We start from the raw sequence: 20719 nt of genomic DNA on the forward strand, positions 1-20719 counted from the left end.
CGGCTGCCCGCCCGTTGATCAGCGAAAGGCACGAGGTGACCGACTCTATGCCCGACATCGCACGCGTCGGAGTAGTGGGCTGCGGCCAGATGGGCGCCGGGATCGCGGAGGTCTGCGCCCGCTCCGGACTGGACGTGATGGTCGCGGAGACCACCGGCGAGGCCCTGGAGATCGGCCGCACCCGGCTGTACAACTCCCTCTCCAAGGCCGCCGAGCGCGGCAAGATCTCGGAGGAGGAGCGGGACGAGACGCTCGCCCGCCTCAGCTTCACGACCGACCTCGGGGAGTTCTCCGACCGCGACCTCGTCATCGAGGCGGTCGTCGAGAACGAGGCGGTCAAGACCGAGATCTTCCAGGTGCTCGACCAGGTGGTGACCCGGCAGGACGCGATCCTCGCCTCCAACACCTCCTCCATCCCGCTGGTGAAGCTGGCCGTCGCGACGTCCCGCCCCGACGCGGTCATCGGCATCCACTTCTTCAACCCGGCCCCGGTGCAGCAGCTCGTCGAGCTGATCCCCGCGCTCACGACGTCCGAGGGCACGATCAGCCGCGCGCAGGCCATGGTCGAGAAGGTGCTCGGCAAGCACGCGATCCGCGCCCAGGACCGCTCGGGCTTCGTCGTCAACGCCCTGCTCATCCCGTATCTGCTCTCCGCGATCCGGATGTTCGAGTCGGGCATCGCGAGCCGTGAGGACATCGACAACGGCATGGAGATGGGCTGCGCCCACCCGATGGGTCCGCTCAAGCTCGCCGACCTGATCGGTCTCGACACCGTCGCCTCGGTCGCGGACTCCATGTACGCGGAGTACAAGGAGCCGCTGTACGCCGCTCCCCCGCTGCTCCAGCGGATGGTGGACGCGGGCCGGCTCGGCCGCAAGTCCGGCTCGGGCTTCTACCCCTACGGCTGACCCCGCCTGACCCCGTCTGACCCCGTCCGAGCCGTCTGACGCGGTCGGCACCGCTCACACTGGTACGCGCGGCTTCGCACCGCACGCGGGCCCGGCACTCGATCGAGTGCCGGGCCCGCGGCATTCACACACCGTGTGCGCCGTGGGCTCGCATATGCCCTTCGCACACTCTCCCGTCCTGGCCACCGGGCGAGTTGACTTTCCGTGCGCATCAGGGGGATGGACAGCTACAGAAAGGAGCGGACCAGTGACCGCCGACCCCGAGCATCGCGTGGTCCCGCAAGAACTCGCCGAGTTACGCCGCAGCTTGGACGTGGGTCTGACCCGCGTCGACGGACAGCTGGCGTTGCTCACCCAACACGACGAACAGAGCGTCAAGAACCAGGACGAACTGACCGTAAGGATCACCGCACTCGAGCACACTCGCTGGCCCTTGCCCGCCCTGGTCGCCCTGACGGCGGTCGGTGCGCTCGCCGTGGCGATCTGGCAGGCCATCGGCCGTTAGTGCGCGTCCTGGCCAAGACGCAGGTGGTGCAGGAGGAGTAGCGCCGCCGCCATATTGGCGGCGGGTACTTCTCCGCGGGCCACCATGTCTGGGACAAGTTTGAGTGGGACCCATTCACGGCGGTCGGACTCGAAGTCGTCCTCGGGATGACCGATGTAGGTGCACACGTCGGACCAGTAGATGTGGTGCACGGCGTCGGTGAGCCCATTGGACGGCTCGACACTCATCAGGTGTCGCAACGGGCCCGGCCGCCAGCCGGTTTCCTCCTCCATTTCCCGGGCTGCCGCGAACGCGATGTCCTCGCCGTCCTCGACCACGCCCGCCGCGAGTTCCCAGCCCCAGCTGTCGGTGATGAAGCGGTGCCGCCAGAGCAGCAGCACCTCGTTGGATTCATTGACGACGGTGGCCACGGCGACGGGCCGCAGCCGTATCAGGAAGTGATCGAGGTGCCGGCCGTCGGGCAGTTCCACGTCTGCCAGATTGACCGTGAACCATCGATTTCCATACACAGTTTGTTCGCTTTGTTTCGTCCACTGCACGGTTCTGCCACCTTCCGCCGAGTAGATGGCAATATCGCAGCAGGAGGGTGTTCAGAGCAGTGCCGGGCGGTGCACGTCACAGGGGTACGCGCAACGCCCCGTCGATGAGTTCGGCCGCCTCGGCCGTGCCCGCGCAGTCGCTGCGTACCAGATGTTCCCGCACGGCCCGCAGCCGGTCGCGCAGCCTTTGTGACTCCATTCCCCGGGCCTGTTCGGCCATTTCCACGGCCGTGGCCACGGCCTCGTCGGTGTTTCCCTGGCGCAGTTCGATCTGGCTGAGCATCGCGAGCCGGTGGACCCGGCCCCGGTCGTGCGCCGGGGTGTCCACCGCGGCCGCCGCATGCTCGTACGCCCCCGTGAGGTCCCCCAGACTGAGCAGGGCCTCCGCCACTTGTACGTTGACTAGCCCGGGCTGGACATAGCCGGTCTCGTCCGGCTCGCGTCCCCGCCGGATGCGGTCGGCGGCGACCTCCGCACGCCGGATGCACGACAGCGCGCTGCTGCCGTCGCCCAGGTGTGCGTACGACTTGGCCTGCATGGCGTAGAGATCGGACGCCAGGGCCGGGGTCAGCTCGCGCCCCGCGGCGCGCAGCGCGGCCTCCGCGAAGGCCACCGCCTGGCGGTACTCGCGCATGAACAGGGACTGGTTGACGAGCAGCGCGATCACATAGGCGCCGAGCCCCCGGTCCCCGCTGGCCTTCGCCAGGCGCAGGGCCTGGTGGAAGTAGCGCTGGGCCAGGCCGTGCGCGTCCGAGTCGTAGGCGCAGATGCCCGCGATGGCCACCAACCCGCCCGTGGACCGGTGCAGTTGGCGTCCCGTCTCGTCCGTGTAGCTGCCGCGCAGCAGGGGCGCGGCCTCGGCGTTGAGGAAGCCGACGATGCGGGTGCGGGTCGCGATGCCACCGGTCTTGCGGTACATCTGCTCGTAGTGGGCGCGGGCCGCCCGCATCATGTCGATGTCGGCCGTGCTCACCTGGTGTCTGCCGCCGCGCGACACGTCCACGTCCTCAGGCGGGTTCTCCCACTCCCAGACGGGCATCACTGCGGGGGTGCCCGTGACCGCGGGCGCGCCCAGGAGGTGCGGGCGCTGCTGTTCGTCCGAGCGCCACAGCGCCGTGGCCCGCTCCACGAAGCCGGAGAGCGTCGAGGCCATGGAGCCGTGCCCCACGGTCGGCCGCCCCGGCACGCCGAGGCCGATGTCGTCGAGGGTCACGGTGCGCTGGAGTCGCCCCGCGAGCACCTCGCAGATCAAGTCGGGCACCTGGCCTCTCGGCCGCTGCCCCTTCAACCACCGTGACACGGCGGTGTGTTCGTACCGCAGGGCGAGGCCGCGCCTCTTCCCCGCCTGGTTGACGTGGGCAGCCAGGCCCGCGTGGGAGATTCCCGCCTCGTCGAGGATCGCGTCGAGCAGGGTATTGGGCTGCATGGAGGCCCTCCGGTGGCTCGGTGTGGCCAGCGTAGTAGAGGTGACTTCACACGGGGTGTGAACGGAACGCCCGAATCCGGGGGGTGTGCGCTCTGCCGTCGCCACTCCCGTCACGCTTGACTGAGGTTCCTCACAAGGAGGCCGGCCGGGCCGCCGGCTCCCCCTCAAAAAGTGCGGCGGTCCTCAACGGCGCCGTCCGCCCCGCCGTCTGCCCGACACCTCCAAGGCGGGGACGGACGGCGCACGGCCGGTGGAGGATGACGGTGCGTCACGTCATGGTGCTTTCCCGACGCACCGTCTCCCCCTGCTGGAGCGGCACCCGCCGGCGGTCGTTGCGCAGGACCAGGAGCGCGGCGTCGTCGGTGGGGGGCCGCCCCGCGTGCCGCAGGAGCTGGGCGTACACCGCGCGGATCACCGTCTGGGGCACGACCGGCGGGACCCGCACCGCCTCGGTGAGCGCCGCCCGGAGCGGGAAGAACCGTCCGGCCGCGTCCCGCGCGTCCTCCATGCCGTCCGTGTGCAGGACGAGCGCCTCGCCCGGCAGGAGCGGTCCGCAGTGCAGCAACGGCAGTTCGGCGGGGAGCGGGAAGGGACCCAGCGGCGGCAGCGGTTCCTCGCCCGTGACCGGCTCGGCGTTCCCGCTCAGGCGGTGCGGCCACGGGTGGCCGCAGTTGAGCGCGGTCATCCCGCCGTCCGGGCCGATCTCCATCAGGAGGACGGTGACGAACTCCTCGGCCAGCGGACTCTCCGGCTCCGGAGCGCCGCCTGCCGGGTGCTCGGCCCGCGACCGCTCCCGCAGATGCCGCCCGAGGGCACGCTCCAGCTTTCTCAGGACGTGCGGCAGTTCGGTCTCCTCGTGCGCCGCCTCGCGGAAGCTGCCGAGCACGGCGGCGGCCGTGCCGAGGGCGGTCAGGCCGTGCCCGCGCACGTCGCCCATCACGATGCGCACGCCGTGGTCGGTGGCCACCACCTCGTACAGATCCCCGCCGACCGAGGCGCCGCGGGACGCGGAGATCCGCCCGGCCGCGACCGTGAGGCCCTCGACGCGGGGCGGCAGTGGCCGCAGCAGAGCGTTCTGGGCGGCGCCCGCGACCTCGCGCAGCTGGCGCACTTCCCGGAGCAGGGCGCCGCGGGCCTGCAATATCAGACCGGCGCCGACGGCGAAGAAGACCGCGCTGGTGACGATCCGCGCGCCCAGGCCGTCCCGCTGCGCGAGCGGGCAGACCAGTTTGTACGTGATGGCGGCCGCGCCCCACACCGCGGGCAGGCCGAGGGCGAGCACGCGCCGGATCCTCGGCGGGTCCATCCGGGACGCCCTCGCCCTGGTCCTCGCCCGGAGCCTGGCGCGGTGCCTCTCCCGGAGCAGCGCCCGGCGGGGAGCTCCAGCCCTGATACGGATCATGCCGACGGCCCCCCTAAGGCCCTGTTCAGCGTGCGGACCGCGCAGGCCTTGCCGATCACGACCCCTGCGGCCGGACTGATTCTGTCGACCGCATGGGCCGATCGGGCTAGAGAGGGCTTACTTGCCACTCAAACGAGTGAAGGGCGTACCCGGAGGTCCGGATACGCCCTTCTTTGCGCCTCTTGTGCGCCTGGCGGCGACTACAGGCGGTGACTACGCTCCGCGCAGCACCGCGCCGGTCCGCTCGGCCGCCAGGGCGACGGCCGCGTCACGGGCCGCGGAGGCCTCGTCCACGGTCAGCGTGCGATCGGCCGCGCGGAAGCGCAGCGCGTACGCCAGGGACTTCTTGCCCGCCCCGATCTGCTCGCCGGTGAAGACGTCGAACAGCCGGATGGACTCGAGCAGTTCACCCGCGCCCTCACGCAGCGCCTTCTCCACGTCGATGGCCGGGACACCGCCGTCGACGACGAGCGCGACGTCCTGCGTGGCGACCGGGAACGTGGAGATCTTCGGACCCCGCGGGACTCCGGTTCCGGCGTCCTCAAGGCGGTCCAGGTCCAGCTCCATCGCGCAGGTGCGCGCGGGCAGACCCAGCGTCTTGACGACACGCGGGTGCAGCTCGCCCGCGTACCCGACGACCTCCTCCGCACCGTCGATCACGACGACGAGCTCGGCGCACCGGCCCGGGTGCCACGGGCCGTACTGCCCCTGGCGCACCAGCAGTTCGGTGCCCGACTCGGCGGCCAGGTCACGCGCGGCCTGCACCGCGTCGGCCCACTCGGACGGACGGCCCTTGCCCCACCAGCCGGCCTGCTCGCGGGCGCCCGCGAGGACGACGGCGGCGTGCCGCGGCTGGACGGGGAGCGCCTCGGTCAGGGAGGCGATCTCCTCGTCCGTGGGACGGCGGTCGACGGGCAGCCGCACCGCGACCCGGGCCTCCTCGCGGGGCTGGAAGACCAGGCCCGTCTCGAAGAGCGCCAGGTCGTGGTTGCCGCGGCCTTCGTTGCGGCGCAGCGCGCCGAGCAGGCCCGGGAGCAGCGTCGTACGGAGCGCGGGCTCCTCGTCGGAGAGCGGGTTGACCAGCTTCACGACCCGCCGCTTGGGGTCGCCGGGCTCAAGGCCCAGCTGGTCGAAGACCTGCTCGCCGATGAAGGGGTAGTTCGGCGCCTCGACGAATCCACTGCCGGCGAGCGCGCGCCCGAAGCGGCGGTGCAGCCGCTGCCGGTCGGTCAGACCGCGGCCCGCGGGGGGCTTGGGCAACGTCGACGGGAGGTTCTCGTACCCCTCGAGGCGGATGACCTCTTCGGCGAGGTCGTTCGGCTCGGCGAGGTCGGGGCGCCAGGACGGCACGGTGACGGTCAGGGCGTCCTGGCCGTAGACGTCGCAGCCGACCTCCTGGAGGCGGCGCACGACGGTCTCGCGGCCGTACGCCACGCCGGCGACCTTGTCCGGGTGATCGGCCGGCATCGTGATCGTGTGCGGCGCGGAGGGCGCGATGACCTCGGTGACCCCGGCCTCGGCGGTGCCGCCCGCGAGCAGGACCAGGAGGTCCACCGTGCGCTGCGCCGCGGCCGACGCGGCCTGCGGGTCGACGCCGCGCTCGAAGCGCTTGGCTGCCTCGGAGGGCAACTTGTGGCGCCGGGCCGTGCGGGCGATGGAGATCGCGTCGAAGTGCGCGGCCTCGATGACGACGTCGGTGGTCCCGGCGGTCTCTTCGTGGTCGGCGATCTCGGTGTTCGCGCCGCCCATGACGCCCGCGAGGCCGATGGGGCCGCGGTCGTCGGTGATGACCAGGTCCTCGGCGTCGAGGACGCGCTTGACGCCGTCGAGCGTCGTGAACTTCTCGCCCTGCTCGGCACGGCGCACACCGATCGTGCCCTCGATGCGCGAGCGGTCGTAGGCGTGCAGGGGCTGGCCGAGCTCCAGCATCACGTAGTTCGTGACGTCGACGGCGAGCGAGATCGGGCGCATGCCCGCCTTCTGGAGGCGGCGCTGCAACCAGATCGGCGAGCGGGCCTCGGGCTTCAGGCCCGTGACCGTGCGCGCGGTGAAGCGGTCGCAGCCGCGCGGGTCGGAGATCTTGACCGGATAGCCGAAGGCGTTCGGCGCGGGCACGTCAAGGAGCGCCGGGTCGCGCAGCGGCAGGCCGTACGCGATGGCGGCCTCGCGGGCGACGCCGCGCATCGAGAGCGCGTACCCGCGGTCGGGCGTGACGGCGATGTCCAGGACCTCGTCGACCAGTTCGAGCAGCTCGATGGCGTCCGTGCCGGCCTCGTGCTCGGGCGGCAGGACGATGATGCCGCCGCTCCCGTCGTCGCCCATGCCCAGCTCGTCGCCGGAGCAGATCATGCCGTGCGACGTCTTGCCGTACGTCTTGCGGGCGGCGATCTTGAAGTCGCCGGGCAGGACGGCGCCCGGGAGCACGACGACGACCTTGTCGCCGACGGCGAAGTTCCGTGCGCCGCAGACGATCTCCTGCGGCTCGCCGGTGCCGTTGGCGGAGCCGACGTCGACCGTGCAGAAGCGGATGGGCTTCTTGAAGCCCTCCAGCTCCTCGATGGTCAGGACCTTGCCGACGACCAGCGGCCCGGTGAGGCCGGCGCCGGTCTGCTCGACGGTCTCGACCTCGAGGCCGACCTCGATCAGCTTGGCCTGGACGTCACGGCCGGTCTCGGTGGCGGGGAGATCGACGTACTCCCGCAGCCAGGAAAGCGGGACCCGCATCAGATCTCCATCCCGAAGGGCCGGGTGAACCGGACGTCACCCTCGACCATGTCTCGCATGTCTTCGACGTTGTGGCGGAACATCAGCATCCGTTCGATGCCGAACCCGAAGGCGAATCCGCTGTACTTCTGGGGGTCGACACCGCAGGCGGTGAGTACCTTCGGGTTGACCATGCCGCAGCCGCCCAGCTCGATCCAGCCCTCGCTGCCGCAGGTGCGGCAGGGGCGGTCGGGATTGCCCACGGACTCGCCGCGGCAGACGTAGCAGACCATGTCCATCTCGGCGGACGGCTCGGTGAACGGGAAGTAGTTCGGACGCAGGCGCGTCTTCATGTCCGCGCCGAAGAGCGACTGGACCATGTGGTCCAGGGTGCCCTTGAGGTCGGCCATGGTCAGGCCCTCGTCCACGGCGAGCAGCTCGATCTGGTGGAAGACCGGGGTGTGCGTCGCGTCCAGCTCGTCCGTGCGGTACACCCGGCCGGGGCAGACGATGTAGACGGGCGGCTCACGGTCGAGCATCGCGCGGGCCTGCACCGGAGAGGTGTGGGTGCGCAGCACGACACCGGACTCCGCGCCGTCGGCGCCCTCGGGCCCCTGGACGAAGAACGTGTCCTGCATCTGCCGGGCCGGGTGGTCCGGGGTGAAGTTCAGGGCGTCGAAGTTGAACCACTCCGCCTCGACCTCGGGGCCCTCGGCGATCTCGTAGCCCATGGCGACGAAGACGTCCGCGACCCGCTCCATGAACGTGGTCAGCGGGTGCCGGGCACCGGCCGGGACGCGGTCGTACGGCAGCGTGACGTCCACTGCCTCCTCGACGAGCACCCGGGCGTCGCGCTCGGCCTCCAGCTCGCTCTGGCGGGCGGCGAGCGCCTTGCTGACCGCGCCGCGCGCCATGCCGACGCGCTTGCCGGCCTCGGCCTTGGCCTGCGGGGGCAGCGCGCCGATCTCGCGGTTGGCGAGGGACAGCGGCGAGGTGCCGCCGGTGTGCGCGACCTTGGCCTCCTGGAGCTGTTCGAGGTCGCCGGCGGCCGCGAAGGCGGCGAGCGCCTCGTCCCGCATGCGCTCGATCTCTTCAGGTTTCAGTGCCTCGACCTCAACAGGGTCGTACGACTTGTTCGGTGCCGACATCTCTTCCCGTGCTTCCGTTTGGCTGGTGATGGTCCCCGTCTACGACTCGGAGACGAATCGTCCGCATAGGGGGACGCAAACGTGCCAAGGATCGAGTCTAACGGGGGTGACGCGGGTGAATGAGCCCGCGGGCGGTGCTCCGGCGGATCACGAGTGATCAGAGAAGATACGCCGGAGTGCCCACGGGCAACGTAAATCGGAACTGGGCGCCGCCGCCGGGCGCGCGGCCGACGGTGATCGTCCCGCCGTGCGCTTCCACGATGCCCTTCACGATGTACAAGCCGAGTCCCGTCCCGCCGCGTTTGCTGCCCCGCCAGAAGCGGGTGAAGACGCGGCCCATCGATTCCTCCGGAATGCCCGTTCCCTCGTCGCTCACGGTCACGGCGGTCTCCGCGCCGTCCCGCTCGCGGGGGGACGGCGAGGCCGCCACGTCGATGGTGACGGTTCCTTCGCCGTGGCGCACCGCATTTTCCAGCAGGTTGCTGAGCACCTGGTCGATCTTGTCCGGGTCGGCCCAGCAGTCGGGCATCGGCTGCTCTATCCGGACGAGGAAGCGGTCGGCGTCCTGCCCGGAGGCGACATGGGCCTGGATGTGGCGGCCGACGGCCGCGCCGATGTCGACGGGCTGGCGGCGCAGTTCGAGCCGTCCGGAGTCGATGCGGGAGATGTCCAGGAGCTCGGCGATCAGCCGCGTGACGCGGTTGGCGTCGGCGTCCACCGTCTCCAGCATCAGCTTCTTCTGGTCGTCGGTGAAGCGCTCCCACTTCGCGAGGAGCGTCGCCGTGAAGCCCTTCACGGAGGTGAGGGGCGAGCGCAGTTCGTGCGCCACGGTGGCGATCAGCTCCGCGTGGCTGCGCTCGGTGCGGCGGCGGGCCTCGGTGTCGCGCAGGGAGACGACCACGCGGCGCACGGGCCCGGTGGGGGCGGTGCGCACATAGCGCGCGGAGACGAGGACCTCGCGCCCGCCGGGCAGCAGGAGGTTGCGCTCGGGCTGCGCGAAGCGCGTGGCCAGGCCGCCGTACGGATCGGTCAGCTGCCACCAGCGGCGGCCTTCGAGGTCTTCCAGGGGCAGGGCCCGCTCCAGCGGGGCGCCCAGGGCGTCGGCGGCGGGCACCGCGGTGATGCGCACGGCCGCGGCGTTGAAGCAGATGACGTGGCCGGTCTCGTCCGCGACGACGAGGCCGTCGGGCAGGTCGTCCGGGTCGACACCGAGGCCGCCGAAGTCACCGAGGGCGCCCTGGTCCGCGCGCGTGGACAAAATGTCCCGTACTCCCGGTGATCCGCTCGTGCCGATGCTCATTCCCCGTACCCCACCTCTCGGACCGGCGCAGGAGGCCTCCGAGCCCGTCACCCTACTAGCTGGGAGTGACGGAACGGCACCCTCCAGCCGCACGCTGTGCACGGGCGGACGCATAGAGGCACACGGCCGCGGCCGTCGCGAGGTTGAGGCTTTCGGCTCTGCCGTGGATCGGAACACGCACCACCGCGTCCGCGAGTGCGCGGGTCTCCTCCGGGAGCCCCCAGGCCTCGTTGCCGAAGACCCAGGCGGACGGCGTGCCCATGGTGCCCTTGTCCAGCTCGTCGTCGAGGTCGTCCCGGCCCGCTCCGTCGGCGGCGAGGATGCGGACGCCCGCGTCCTTCAGCCCCTGCACGGCCCGCTCGACGGGGACGCCGACGGCGACGGGCAGATGGAACAGCGAGCCGACCGAGGCGCGTACGCACTTGGGGTTGTAGAGGTCCACGGAGGCGTCCGTCAGGACGACGGCGTCGGCCCCGGCCGCGTCGGCGCACCGCAGCACGGTGCCGGCGTTCCCGGGGTCACGGACGTGCGCGAGGACGGCGACCAGCTTGGGCCGGGCGGCGAGGACGGCGTCGAAGGAGGTGTCCACGAACCGGCAGACGCCGACGAGCCCCTGGGGCGTCACGGTCGTCGAGATGTCGCCGATGACGTCCTCGTCGGCCAGGTGCACCCGGGCCCCGGCGGCGCGGGCCTCACCGACGATGTCCGCGTAGCGCTCGGCGGCCTCGACGGTCACGAACACCTCGACGAGCGTGCCTGCCGCGCCGTGGTGCGCCGCGGCCTCCCGCACGGCCTGCGGCCCCTCGGCGAGGAACAGCCGCTCCTTCCCCCGGAAGTTCCGCTTGGCCAGCCGCCGGGCGGCACTGACGCGCGACGACTTGGGAGAGATCGGCTCGGGAGCGGCGGTCATGAACTCACCTTCGGGAGGAGACGGCGGAGGAGGCCAAGGAGGCGGACGGGAAACCGAACGCACGCGGACCCGCAGGCCAAAGGGCCTGCGGGTCCGCGAGTAACGCTCAGGTACAGCGAGGCGTCAGGCAGCCTTGGGGGCGTTGACGTCGCTCGGCAGCGCCTTCTGGGCGACCTCGACGAGCGCGGCGAACGCGTTCGGGTCGTTGACGGCCAGCTCGGCGAGGATCTTGCGGTCCACCTCGATGTTGGCGGCGTTCAGACCCTGGATGAGGCGGTTGTACGTCATGCCGTTCTGGCGGGCAGCGGCGTTGATGCGCTGGATCCAGAGGCGGCGGAAGTCGCCCTTGCGCTTCTTGCGGTCGTTGTAGTTGTAGACCAGGGAGTGGGTGACCTGCTCCTTGGCCTTGCGGTACAGGCGCGAACGCTGACCGCGGTAGCCCTTGGCAGCCTCGAGGACTGCGCGGCGCTTCTTGTGGGCGTTGACTGCCCGCTTGACGCGTGCCACTTGTTAACTCCTTGTAGCGGGGCCGTGGTTGGACTCACACGACCCGGTATCGACTGGGTCCCGGTTCAGAGTGCGGGCGCGGTGTGCGCCCGCGCTCACTTGCCGAGAAGCTTCTTGATCTTCTTGGCGTCGCCCGGGGCCATCTCGGCGTTGCCGCTGAGGCGCCGCGTCAGACGGGACGACTTGTGCTCGAGCAGGTGGCGCTTGCCGGCGCGCTCACGGAGCACCTTGCCGGAGCCGGTGATCTTGAAGCGCTTGCTGGCACCGCTGTGCGTCTTGTTCTTCGGCATAGCGCCGTTCTCTCCTCGTCAGTGGCACCCGGATGCCCGGTCGTGAAACCGGGCATCCGGGAACCGTATGTGTCAGTTGGCGATCCCCGGACTCGCGTCCTGGGATCAGGCCTCGGCAGGCGCCTCGGCCGGAGCCTCGGCGGGGGCCTCGGCGGCGGCTTCGGCGGGAGCCTCGTCGGGCTCCTCCCCCTCGGCGGAGTTCTGCGAGCGGCCCGGGTTGGCCTTCGCGTCCGCCTTGCGGACCGCCTGGGCCTCGCGGGCCTCGGCCATGGCTTCGGTCTTCTTCTTGTGCGGACCGAGGACCATGATCATGTTTCGGCCGTCCTGCTTCGGGTTCGACTCGATGAACCCGAGGTCTTCGACGTCGTTCGCGAGACGCTGGAGCAGTCGGTAGCCGAGCTCCGGCCGGGACTGCTCGCGACCACGGAACATGATCGTGATCTTGACCTTGTCGCCCTGCTTGAGGAACCGGACGACGTGACCCTTCTTGGTGTCATAGTCGTGCGGGTCGATCTTCGGCCGGAGCTTCATCTCCTTGATGACCGTGTGCGCCTGGTTCTTGCGCGCCTCACGGGCCTTCATGGCCGACTCGTACTTGAACTTCCCGTAGTCCATGAGCTTGCACACGGGCGGACGGGCGGTCGCCGCCACCTCGACCAGGTCGAGGTCGTACTCCTGTGCGAGCTCCAGGGCCTTGGCAAGCGGAACAATCCCGACCTGCTCGCCGCTGGGACCGACAAGTCGCACCTCGGGAACGCGAATCCGGTCGTTGATGCGGGGCTCGGCGCTGATGGATCCTCCTCGGTAGCACCACGCGGCGGTCTGGCGGACAGCCGCGTTACGTCTGTTATCCGGACCAACCGAGTGAGTGCATAAAAAATGCCCCAACCGATCACAGGAAGGGGCTCCATTACTACCGGAGCACCTCCGCGGTGATCGCGGGGCGCATCTCGGGCCTGCCGTAGTCTCGGGGACTGCGGCTGCCTGACCGGTGACCCGCCGCTCCGGGGGAGCGACTAGGTGGGAAGCGGAGCCTCCACTTGTGGGCCGGGCCTCTGCGTGGCACGCGAGTATCCGGCCGGTCGTTACACAAGGTTAGCAGCTCCGCCGGGGTGGGGCTAACCACCGGCGTCCACCGGGCGCCCTCGGCCCCGCATCGGCCCCGCATCGGCCCGGTACGGCCCCGCATCGGTGCGCACCGGCTCCCGCGGACCGGGCCGGGCGGGGCTCCGCTTATCGTGTGGGGCATGAGCGACGCGACCCCCACCCCCGAGTCCGGCACCGGCCCGGGCCCTGATTCCCCCGACTCCCCGGACTCCCCGGACTTCGACACCTTGACCCGTGACATCGCGGACGTCCCCGCGGTCGAGGTGATCACCACGGTCGCCGTGCACCTGATGAGCGCCGCGGCCGTGAACCTCGGCCTCGCGGAGGGCGGCGAGGGCCACAAGGACCTCGACGAGGCCCGCAAGCTGATCCACTCGCTCGCCGGCCTGATGGACGCGAGCGCCACCGAGATCTCCTCGTTCCACGCGGCCCCGCTGCGCGACGGCCTGAAGTCGTTGCAGCTCGCCTTCCGCGAGGCGTCCGACGTCCCGGACGAGCCGGGTCAGGGCCCGGGCGAGAAGTACACGGGCCCGGTCTTCGGCTGACCGCTCAGCCTTCTCGTACGTACAGGGGCTCGCCCGGTGGCGTCGCCTCGGCCGGCAGCAGTGCCAGGTCGAGGCCGCTCACCAGGCGGGCCCTCAGTGTCGGGTCGGCCGCGATGTGCCGGGCGACGCGCCCGGCGGCCTCGGCCGGGTCCGCCGATGCGTCGAGGACGAGCGCCAGGGTGCCGTCGGCGGTGCCCGCGCCGAGGTAGGCCCGCACGACGGCGGGCTCGGCGGCGACGGCCGCGCGCACGGCGGCCGTGACGGCGGGGTCGGCGAGCGGGTCCCGGGTGTGGCGGCCCTCGGAGAGGGCGATCAGGGCGGTGCGGTCGATCTCGTAGGGGACGGGGCCCGCGAGGTCGAGGACGATCGTGTCGGCCTGCTCGTGGGCCGCGGCCTGGAGCGCCTGGTGCAGCGGGACGGCCACCGGGCGGGCCTCGGGGTCCCACAGAGCGAGCGCCCGGGTCGAGGTGAACGCGGGCAGGGCCGTGCGGCCGCCCGCCTTGAGCGTGGGCACCGCCATGTCGCTGGTCTTCTCGCGGCGCAGGCCGTTCTCGTCCTCCTCGACCTCGCCGAGGACAGCGACCACCGGCACGAGCAGCCGGGCGCCGGTGAGCGCCTCCAGGACGGGGCCGTGGGCCGTGCGGTCGCCGGCCCACGCGGTCAGGGCCGCGGAGAGCCGGGGGTCGGCCGTGCCGTCGTCGTCGGAGAAGCCGGGGTCCGGGATGTTCTTGTTCGCCACGGCCTTGACCCTATCGACCTGCACCCGGTCGACCGCGTCAGGGGACCTGCCGGGCGGTGGCGGGACGGGCGCCCCTGCGGCCGCGCCAGAGGTAGACCGCCGCGGCCAGGAGGGCCGCGCCGAGGCCGCCCGCGACCGGGCCCACCCAGCCTGCGGGGCCGTCGTCGCCCCGGTCCGCGTCCGGACCCGGGCCGAAGTACTTCTCTCCGTACGCCGCTGACTTCAGCCCGTCCGGCTTCTTCTTGCCGCCCTCGGCGATCGCGGCCGCCGGGTCGACGAAGCCGAAGCCGCGTGCGTCGTCGCGCCCGCCGCTCGGGACGTCGCGCGCCGTGTCCTTCAGGAGCTGCTTGATCTGGGGCGGGGTCAGGCGGGGGTGGGCGGCGCGGATGAGGGCGACGGCGCCCGAGACGAACGCCGACGCGGCGCTCGTGCCCCAGCCCTCGTAGTACTCCCGGTCGGGGTCGGCGATGACGATGTCCTTGCCGGGGGCGCTCACCGTGGCGTACCAGCGGCGGGTGGAGAAGGAGGCGCGGTCGCCGCTCTCGTCGACGGCGGTGGCGGCGATGACGCCGGAGTAGGCCGCGGGATACGAGATGTGGTCGCCGCGCTCGCCGCCGTTGCCCGCCGACGCGACGACGACGGCGCCCTTCTTCAGGGCGTACTGGACGGCGGCGTCCTCGGCGGGTTCCGGGTGGGCGGACTTGGAGTCGTCGCCCAGGGAGAGGTTGATGACGTCGGCGCCGTGGTCGGTGGCCCAGCGGATGCCGTCGGCCAGCGCGTTGCCCCGGGTGTTGCGGGCCTTCGAGCGGTGCGGGTCGCCGTCCTCCAGGATCACGCGGATCGGCAGGATCTTCGCCTCCGGCGCGATGCCGAGCACGCCGTCCGCGCGGCCCGGGCCGTGTCCGTGGCCCGCGATGATGCTGGCCATGGCGGTGCCGTGCCGGGCCCAGGCGCGGTCGCCCTTCTTCGCGCCGAAGCCGACCATGTCCTTGCCGGTGAGGACGCTGCCGGCCAGGTCGGGGTGGTCGACGTCGATGCCGGTGTCCAGGACGGCGACCGTGATGCCCTTGCCCTTGGTGGTCTGCCAGGCCTGGCCGGTGTGCATCGCGTCGAGGGCCCACTGCTGGGCGCGTATGCCGTCGTCGGCGTGGGCGGTGGCGGGCAGGAGGGCGAGCGACGCGGCGAGGGCGGCGACTCCCGGTCGGCGGATTCTCATGAGGGGTGCTCCGTGGCCGCGATGGTCTTGCGCAGGCGCCGCTCGACGCGGTCGGCGATGCCCTTCGCCTCGTGGCCGAGGCCGGCCTGGGCGGGGGCGGAGGTCTCCGAGGTCCGCGTGGCCTCGTCGGCGGGCTCGGGTTCGGTGACCGCGCGGCCGTCGGCGAAGCCGGAGACGGAGAAGGCGACGACGGGGGCGTCCGGGAGCACCGACACGGTCCAGGAGGCGCGCTGGGCGTCGCCGAAGTCCGCGGCCGGGGTGCCCTTGGCCGCGTACGGCCGCGGCATCAGGTCGGGGCGCCGGTCGAGGCCTTCCTCCGTGAAGCGGGTGCGCAGGGAGCGCATCGCGTCGGCGTCGGCCTTGGTGAACAGCAGGCCGACGGTGGTGACATGGCTGCGGGTCGCGTCCGTGTACGTGGCGCGCAGCAGCCTGAGGCAGCCGGCCGGGGCGAGGGCCTTGCGCAGGAGCGGGTCGAAGGCGCTCTTGCAGGAGGCGTCGGGGGCGACGGCGATCCGGGTCCAGGTGCGGTCGGCGCCGCCGGGTCCGGCGCCCTCGCCCTTGATGGTGGCGGGGAAGAGCTGGTCGACGGGCACGCTGTGCCAGAGCTCGCCCGCGACGGCGTACGCGGACAGCGTGGTGCCCGTCTCCTCGGAGCCCCCGGTCAGCCAACTGCCGGTCGCCGCGCCGCCGATGAGTCCGAGGCCGAGCACGAAGCAGGCAGCGGCGGCGGTCACGCGGGGCTGGGCCCAGGTGCGGACGGGGCGCAGCCGGGTGGTGCTGTCGTCGTACAGCGCGGGCCGGGCGAACGACACGAAGGGCCGCCCCGCTCCGGGCCCGGGCGTCAGATCGACGGCACCGACCGCGCGCCGGGCGGCGGTGGTTCGGGGGGAGGGCGGCGACGGGACCACAGGGGCCGCGGGGCTGTCGGCGCTGTCGGCCTCGGACACGACCTCACTCCGGGCCGAGGCCGGAGATATCCCCACCGGCGCCACCGAAGGCATCGGGGGCCGCAGCCGATACTCCGCGGCCCGCTCCGCATCGGACCGTCCGACACGCGGCGGCTCCTCGGGAAGCGGCGGCCGAGGGAGGCCGGACGGGGCGGTCCGGGAGGGCGGCTGGGTGCGCCCGGACGCGGAGGGCGCGGTCCGCGACCGCGGCCGAGCGAGGTCGGACGCAGAGGGAAGCGGCGGCTCAGCGGAGTCCGCCCCGGACGGAGCGGTCCGCGACCGCGGCTGAGCGAGGTCGGACGCCGACGGAAGCAGCGGCCCGGCGGACCCGGACGGAGCGGTCCGTGGCAGTGGCGGAGTAAGGCCGGACGCCGGGCGAGGCGGCTTTCCGGCCGGGGCGGGTGGCATCGGGGCCGTTCGTGGGGGTGAAGGGGTCGTTCGTGGGGGTGGTGGGGTCGTCCGTGGGGGTGGTGGGGTCGTCCGTGGGGGTGGTGGGGTCGTCCGTGGGGGTGGTGGGGCGTCCGGGAAGCGTGCTGACGCGGGGGGCGGGGGCGGGGACTCCGGCTCCTCGGCGGCGGTGACGTCGTCGGCCGCGGGACCCGGCGCCCGTACCCGGTCGAAGGGCGCGAGCAGATCCCCGAGCACGGAGTCGTGGTCACCGGCGGCGGGCGCCGGCACGCTCACGGGCGCGGGCGTCCCGGCGTCGACGGCGTCCTCGTCGGCCTGCGGCGGGCCGGGGTCCGAGAAGGGGGCGGGAGGGGGCGGAGAGGCGGGCGGAGGTGGAGTCGTGGGACGTGGCGGGAGTGGGGCCCGTCGCGCTTCCGTGCTCATGCACCCCCCGTTTCCTCGCTCTTCTGCGCGTAACTCTAAGGGCAGATTCCGGTCGTGCGGGAACCAGTCTCGGCCCCCGGGCGATCTGCCCGGATCATCCCCCTACCCTCGGGTAATCGCGTCTGGCAGGCTTCGGCCATGACCTCCCGTGCAGCAGACAAGGCCCGCTACGACCGGGCCACCGCGCACCTCGACGCCCCCGTCGCGATCGTCGATCTGGAGGCGTTCGACGCCAATGCCGACGACCTCGTGCGCCGGGCCGGCGGGAAGCCGATCAGGGTCGCGAGCAAGTCCGTGCGCTGCCGGGCCCTGCTCGAACGGGTGCTGGCCCGGGACGGTTTCGCGGGACTCATGTCCTTCACGCTCGCCGAGTCCCTGTGGCTCGCCCGGTCCGGGTTCGACGACGTCCTGCTCGCCTACCCCTCGGCCGACCGCGCCGCCTTCGCCGAACTGACCGCCGACCCGAAGCTCGCCGCGGCGGTGACCGTGATGGTCGACGACCCGGCCCAGCTGCGGCTCATCGACGAGGCCAGGGACGGCGGCGGCGAAGAGGTGCGGGTCTGCCTGGAGCTGGACACCGCCTTCAAGACCCTCGGCGGGCGGGTGCGGATCGGCGCGCTGCGCTCGCCGCTGCACTCCCCCGCCCAAGTCGCCGCGCTGGCCCGCGCCGTGGTCCGCAGGCCCGGCTTCCGGCTGGTGGGCGTGATGGCGTACGAGGGGCATGTGGCCGGTGTCGGTGACGCGATCGCCGGCCGTCCCCTGCGCTCGCGCGCGATCCGTCTCATGCAGAGCGCGGCCCGCAAGGAGCTGGCCGCGCGCCGCGCCGAGACCATCCGCGCGGTGCGGGCGGTCGCGCCGGACCTGGAGTTCGTCAACGGCGGCGGCACCGGCAGCGTGCAGCACACGGCGGCCGAGCGGGCGGTGACCGAGATCGCCGCGGGGTCGGGTCTGTACGTACCGCGGCTCTTCGACAACTACACGTCGTTCAGCGGGCGTCCGGCCGCGCTCTTCGCGCAGCCCGTGGTGCGCCGCCCCGGCGTGGGCACCGTGACCGTGCTCGGCGGCGGCTACCCCGCCTCGGGCGCCGCGGGCCCCGACCGCTCCCCGGTGCCGTACCTCCCCGAGGGGCTGCGCTACGACCCGCAGGAAGGCGCGGGCGAGGTGCAGACCCCGCTGCTCGGTTCGCCCGCCGACGATCTGCTGATCGGCGACAAGGTGTGGTTCCGGCACGCCAAGGCCGGGGAGTTGTGCGAGCGGTTCGACGCGCTGCACCTCGTCGAGGGCGACCGGGTGACGGCCACCGTCCCGACGTACCGCGGGGAAGGCCACACGTTCCTCTAGGCAGGGCGCCGACGCAGCGGGCGGGCCGTAGCGGTCAGGGCGTCGGGCCCACGCTGCTGCCGGCGCCGCCGTCGCTCTCTCCGCCGCCGACCGGGCGGATCCCCTGGGTGATCTCGTCCATGTCGGAGAGCGGCGGCGCCTCGTCCCCGGCGTCGATCGCGAAGCGCACGATGATCACCGACTCGGAGCCGACGGTGGAGGGGAAGGCGAGCGACTGGACGTATCCGCCGGGGCCCTTCTCCGTGCGGACCCGCCAGCGCACGAGATAGCCCGCGCGGCCCGCGACGGCGACGGCCCCTTCCTTGACCTTCTCGTGGCCCGCGATGCCGCCGAAGGGCCGCATGCCGATCTTGTCCTCGTCGTACGCGCTGTCCGCCGCGTCCTTGATGTCCCGCTGGGCCAGCGTCTTGGGCGAACGCTCGTCGGTCGCCGTCGACGTGCGCGAGTAGACCGTGCCGTGGCGGCAGAGGCTGCCCTCGCCCGGACAGTCGTAGATGTCCGGGGTGCGGACGGTCGGATCGCCGCCGACCGTGCTGTCGGCCTTCTCCCAGCCCTCGGGCACGGGGAGCGTGATGCCGTTCAACGGGTCGACGAGGGTGGAGGGGTCGGGGTCCGGCGCCGAGGTGGTGGGCGACGGAGAGGTCGGCGACGGCGGGTCGGCCTGCTCCGACGTGGTCGCGACGGGGCCCTCGACCCGGGGCTCGTCGTCGTCGTTCAGGAGCACCACGCCGGTGACGATCGACGCCACCAGGACGACCCCCGCGGTGGCCAGCGCCACCGCCTTGCCCCGGCCGCCGCCGGGAGCCACCGCCGACGGCGTGACCCGGGTCGGTGCCTGCGGCGGACCGAACCCCGGCTGCGCCCAGCCCCCTTGGGGCGCTTCGGGCGCACGCCGGTGCTCGGTCCACGCGGACCCGTCCCACCAGCGCTCGACGGGCCGGGCCGGTGGGGCCGAGGTGTCCGGGTACCAGCCGGGCGGGGGCGACATGCTCATCCCGGCACTCTAGGACGTGCCGTGAAGATCAGAACAGTCAGTACACGGCGTCCGCCTGATCGGGAACCACCGAGCCGTCGCGGCGCAGGACCGGGGTCTTGCTCCCGTCCGGCGCGTTGTACGCGGACGTCGAGCAGGGGTAGAGGTCCGGCTTCTGCTTCAGGGGCTCGATGAACATGGGGTTCACGACCCAGCGGCCGTCCGCGTCGTCGTACGCACGGCACATGATCTCGTTCTTGTTGCGGTTCAGGACGAGGTGGGCGCCGGTGGCGTCGCCGACGAACGTGACGTCGGTGTCGGCGTCACCTCCGCCGAGCGCGATGCGGTGGGAGCGGTCCTGCTGGTCCCAGGCCGACGCGCCCTTGACGCCGTAGATCTCCTGGTTGATCCAGCAGCGCTTGCCGTCGATGTAGGGGATGGCCTCGCCCTTGTTCACCGGGACGTCGCCGCAGCCCTGGTTGAAGGTGGTGATCCGGCCCTTGCGGTCCAGGACCGAGCGGATGGCGATGGTGTGCTCGCGGTCGATGCCCACGCCACCCTTGCCACCGGCCCAGACCTCGGTCACCGGCTCCGAGCCCGCCGAGACGATGTAGACGTCGAACCCGGCCTTCTTGAGCGTGCGGATGAGGTCGCGCTGCTGGTCGTAGTAGCGCGCGTAGCCGGGGATCTCGTGGGTGCCGACGGTCTGGGTGGCGCCGACGGGGGCGGCGAGGACCTGCTTGCGGGCCTTGGCGGCGTACGACTCCAGTTCGGGCACGGTGTGCCCGGCGAAGAGCTGGGGCACCCAGGCGTACTGCGGGACGGTGTGCCGGTGGTTCCACTCGCCCGCGAAGGCGGCGGCGCCGCTCATCGTCTTGCCGTCCTCGCGGACCTCGAAGATCTCGTCGGCGCAGTCGGTGTCCGTGGAGGTGGGCAGCGGCTTGCCGACCGGCACCTTCGTGCCGCAGGCCCGGGTGAGCGCCTTGTCGGCCTCGTCCGTCATCCACTTGCTGGTGGACTTCCAGCTCGCGGGGCGCAGGATCTTGTCGTGGCGCAGGGCCCAGGCGATCGTCGCGTCGGTGATGTCGTTCTTGACGACGGTGTTGTCCCAGTCGAAGGCGGCGACGGGACGCTTGTGGTCGTGGCCCCGGTGGGAGCCGCAGCGTCCGCGCTCGTCGATCACCTGCTGGAGATGGGCCCGGTTGTCGCCGAACCAGTTCAGCTTCTTGGACAGCTGCGGGCAGTGGGCCTTAGCGGCGGCGGGTTTCGCGGGCGTGGCGGCGGCCGCGGGGAGCGACGCGGGCACGGCCGCCAGAGCGGCGGCCGCGGCCAACGTCAAGGCCAGGGCATGTCTGTTGCGCATGCGCATGGACCGTACATCA

At 72.3% G+C, this 20719-nt stretch carries 19 protein-coding genes; 4 read left to right on the top strand and 15 right to left on the bottom strand.

From position 1 onward, the window contains the following. Nucleotides 1-47 precede the first annotated feature (47 nt). Together QBL25_RS09785 and QBL25_RS09790 are read left to right on the top strand one after the other, a co-directional pair. Nucleotides 48-908, top strand: coding sequence for a 3-hydroxybutyryl-CoA dehydrogenase (locus tag QBL25_RS09785; protein WP_409056623.1), 861 nt, complete (start codon nucleotides 48-50; stop codon nucleotides 906-908). A gap of 247 nt (nucleotides 909-1155) precedes the next feature. Further along, nucleotides 1156-1413 (top strand): hypothetical protein, encoded by a 258-nt coding sequence (locus QBL25_RS09790; RefSeq protein WP_409056624.1) that lies wholly within the window; start codon nucleotides 1156-1158, stop codon nucleotides 1411-1413. Here QBL25_RS09790 and QBL25_RS09795 read toward each other — a convergent pair. The 10 genes from QBL25_RS09795 to infC all read right to left on the bottom strand — a co-directional run bounded on the left by QBL25_RS09795 (nucleotide 1410) and on the right by infC (nucleotide 12430). Next, complete coding sequence (locus QBL25_RS09795; RefSeq protein WP_409056625.1) at nucleotides 1410-1952, bottom strand: NUDIX hydrolase; 543 nt, start codon at nucleotides 1950-1952, stop codon at nucleotides 1410-1412. The two genes, QBL25_RS09790 and QBL25_RS09795, sit on opposite strands and share 4 nt — an antisense overlap. A 76-nt stretch (nucleotides 1953-2028) precedes the next feature. Beyond that, nucleotides 2029-3378 carry a transcriptional regulator gene (locus QBL25_RS09800; protein WP_409056626.1) on the bottom strand — a complete coding sequence of 450 codons (1350 nt, stop codon included), beginning with the start codon at nucleotides 3376-3378 and terminating at the stop codon, nucleotides 2029-2031. Between the two features lie 268 nt (nucleotides 3379-3646). Continuing rightward, nucleotides 3647-4684: a PP2C family protein-serine/threonine phosphatase gene (locus QBL25_RS09805; RefSeq protein ID WP_409056627.1), complete on the bottom strand. Its 1038-nt coding sequence runs from the start codon at nucleotides 4682-4684 to the stop codon at nucleotides 3647-3649. 309 nt (nucleotides 4685-4993) lie between these two features. Beyond that, entirely contained in the window at nucleotides 4994-7504 is a 2511-nt protein-coding gene (gene pheT / locus QBL25_RS09810) for a phenylalanine--tRNA ligase subunit beta (RefSeq protein ID WP_409056628.1), read from the bottom strand. After that, nucleotides 7504-8631 (bottom strand): phenylalanine--tRNA ligase subunit alpha, encoded by a 1128-nt coding sequence (gene pheS, locus QBL25_RS09815; protein WP_409056629.1) that lies wholly within the window; start codon nucleotides 8629-8631, stop codon nucleotides 7504-7506. The genes pheT and pheS overlap by 1 nt, the downstream gene beginning before the upstream one ends. Before the next feature lie 157 nt (nucleotides 8632-8788). Next, nucleotides 8789-9931 (bottom strand): ATP-binding protein, encoded by a 1143-nt coding sequence (locus tag QBL25_RS09820; RefSeq protein WP_409056630.1) that lies wholly within the window; start codon nucleotides 9929-9931, stop codon nucleotides 8789-8791. 55 nt (nucleotides 9932-9986) lie between these two features. Next, nucleotides 9987-10841: a TrmH family RNA methyltransferase gene (locus tag QBL25_RS09825; RefSeq protein WP_409056631.1), complete on the bottom strand. Its 855-nt coding sequence runs from the start codon at nucleotides 10839-10841 to the stop codon at nucleotides 9987-9989. A 123-nt stretch (nucleotides 10842-10964) separates the two neighbouring features. Then, entirely contained in the window at nucleotides 10965-11348 is a 384-nt protein-coding gene (rplT, locus tag QBL25_RS09830) for a 50S ribosomal protein L20 (RefSeq protein ID WP_361834284.1), read from the bottom strand. A 95-nt stretch (nucleotides 11349-11443) separates the two neighbouring features. After that, nucleotides 11444-11638: a 50S ribosomal protein L35 gene (rpmI, locus tag QBL25_RS09835; RefSeq protein WP_135330421.1), complete on the bottom strand. Its 195-nt coding sequence runs from the start codon at nucleotides 11636-11638 to the stop codon at nucleotides 11444-11446. Nucleotides 11639-11743: 105 nt separating this feature from the next. After that, a complete protein-coding gene (infC, locus tag QBL25_RS09840; RefSeq protein WP_409062597.1) occupies nucleotides 11744-12430 on the bottom strand; it encodes a translation initiation factor IF-3 in 687 nt (228 codons plus the stop codon). Nucleotides 12431-12885: 455 nt separating this feature from the next. Here infC and QBL25_RS09845 point away from each other — a divergent pair, with 455 nt between their 5' ends. Further along, nucleotides 12886-13290: a DUF1844 domain-containing protein gene (locus QBL25_RS09845; protein WP_409056632.1), complete on the top strand. Its 405-nt coding sequence runs from the start codon at nucleotides 12886-12888 to the stop codon at nucleotides 13288-13290. A 4-nt stretch (nucleotides 13291-13294) separates the two neighbouring features. Here QBL25_RS09845 and QBL25_RS09850 read toward each other — a convergent pair whose 3' ends face one another. From QBL25_RS09850 to QBL25_RS09860, 3 genes are read right to left on the bottom strand one after another with little or no spacing between them, the layout of a single operon-like run. Further along, nucleotides 13295-14029, bottom strand: coding sequence for an SseB family protein (locus QBL25_RS09850; protein ID WP_409056633.1), 735 nt, complete (start codon nucleotides 14027-14029; stop codon nucleotides 13295-13297). A gap of 37 nt (nucleotides 14030-14066) precedes the next feature. Continuing rightward, nucleotides 14067-15245 carry a type VII secretion-associated serine protease mycosin gene (gene mycP, locus QBL25_RS09855; protein ID WP_409056634.1) on the bottom strand — a complete coding sequence of 393 codons (1179 nt, stop codon included), beginning with the start codon at nucleotides 15243-15245 and terminating at the stop codon, nucleotides 14067-14069. Continuing rightward, the gene (locus QBL25_RS09860) at nucleotides 15242-16192 is read right to left on the bottom strand and encodes a hypothetical protein (protein ID WP_409056635.1); all 951 of its coding nucleotides are present in this window, start codon (nucleotides 16190-16192) and stop codon (nucleotides 15242-15244) included. The genes mycP and QBL25_RS09860 overlap by 4 nt, the downstream gene beginning before the upstream one ends. A 969-nt stretch (nucleotides 16193-17161) precedes the next feature. Here QBL25_RS09860 and QBL25_RS09865 point away from each other — a divergent pair. Beyond that, a complete protein-coding gene (locus QBL25_RS09865; RefSeq protein ID WP_409056636.1) occupies nucleotides 17162-18364 on the top strand; it encodes an amino acid deaminase/aldolase in 1203 nt (400 codons plus the stop codon). Between the two features lie 34 nt (nucleotides 18365-18398). Here the strand turns inward: QBL25_RS09865 and QBL25_RS09870 are convergent, their stop codons facing one another. After that, nucleotides 18399-19358 carry a DUF2510 domain-containing protein gene (locus QBL25_RS09870; RefSeq protein ID WP_409056637.1) on the bottom strand — a complete coding sequence of 320 codons (960 nt, stop codon included), beginning with the start codon at nucleotides 19356-19358 and terminating at the stop codon, nucleotides 18399-18401. Between the two features lie 37 nt (nucleotides 19359-19395). Further along, entirely contained in the window at nucleotides 19396-20700 is a 1305-nt protein-coding gene (locus tag QBL25_RS09875; RefSeq protein ID WP_409056638.1) for a haloacid dehalogenase-like hydrolase, read from the bottom strand. Nucleotides 20701-20719: the final 19 nt, after the last annotated feature.

The organism is Streptomyces sp. SYP-A7185, assembly GCF_046103685.1.
In the GTDB taxonomy this organism is placed as follows: domain Bacteria; phylum Actinomycetota; class Actinomycetes; order Streptomycetales; family Streptomycetaceae; genus Streptomyces.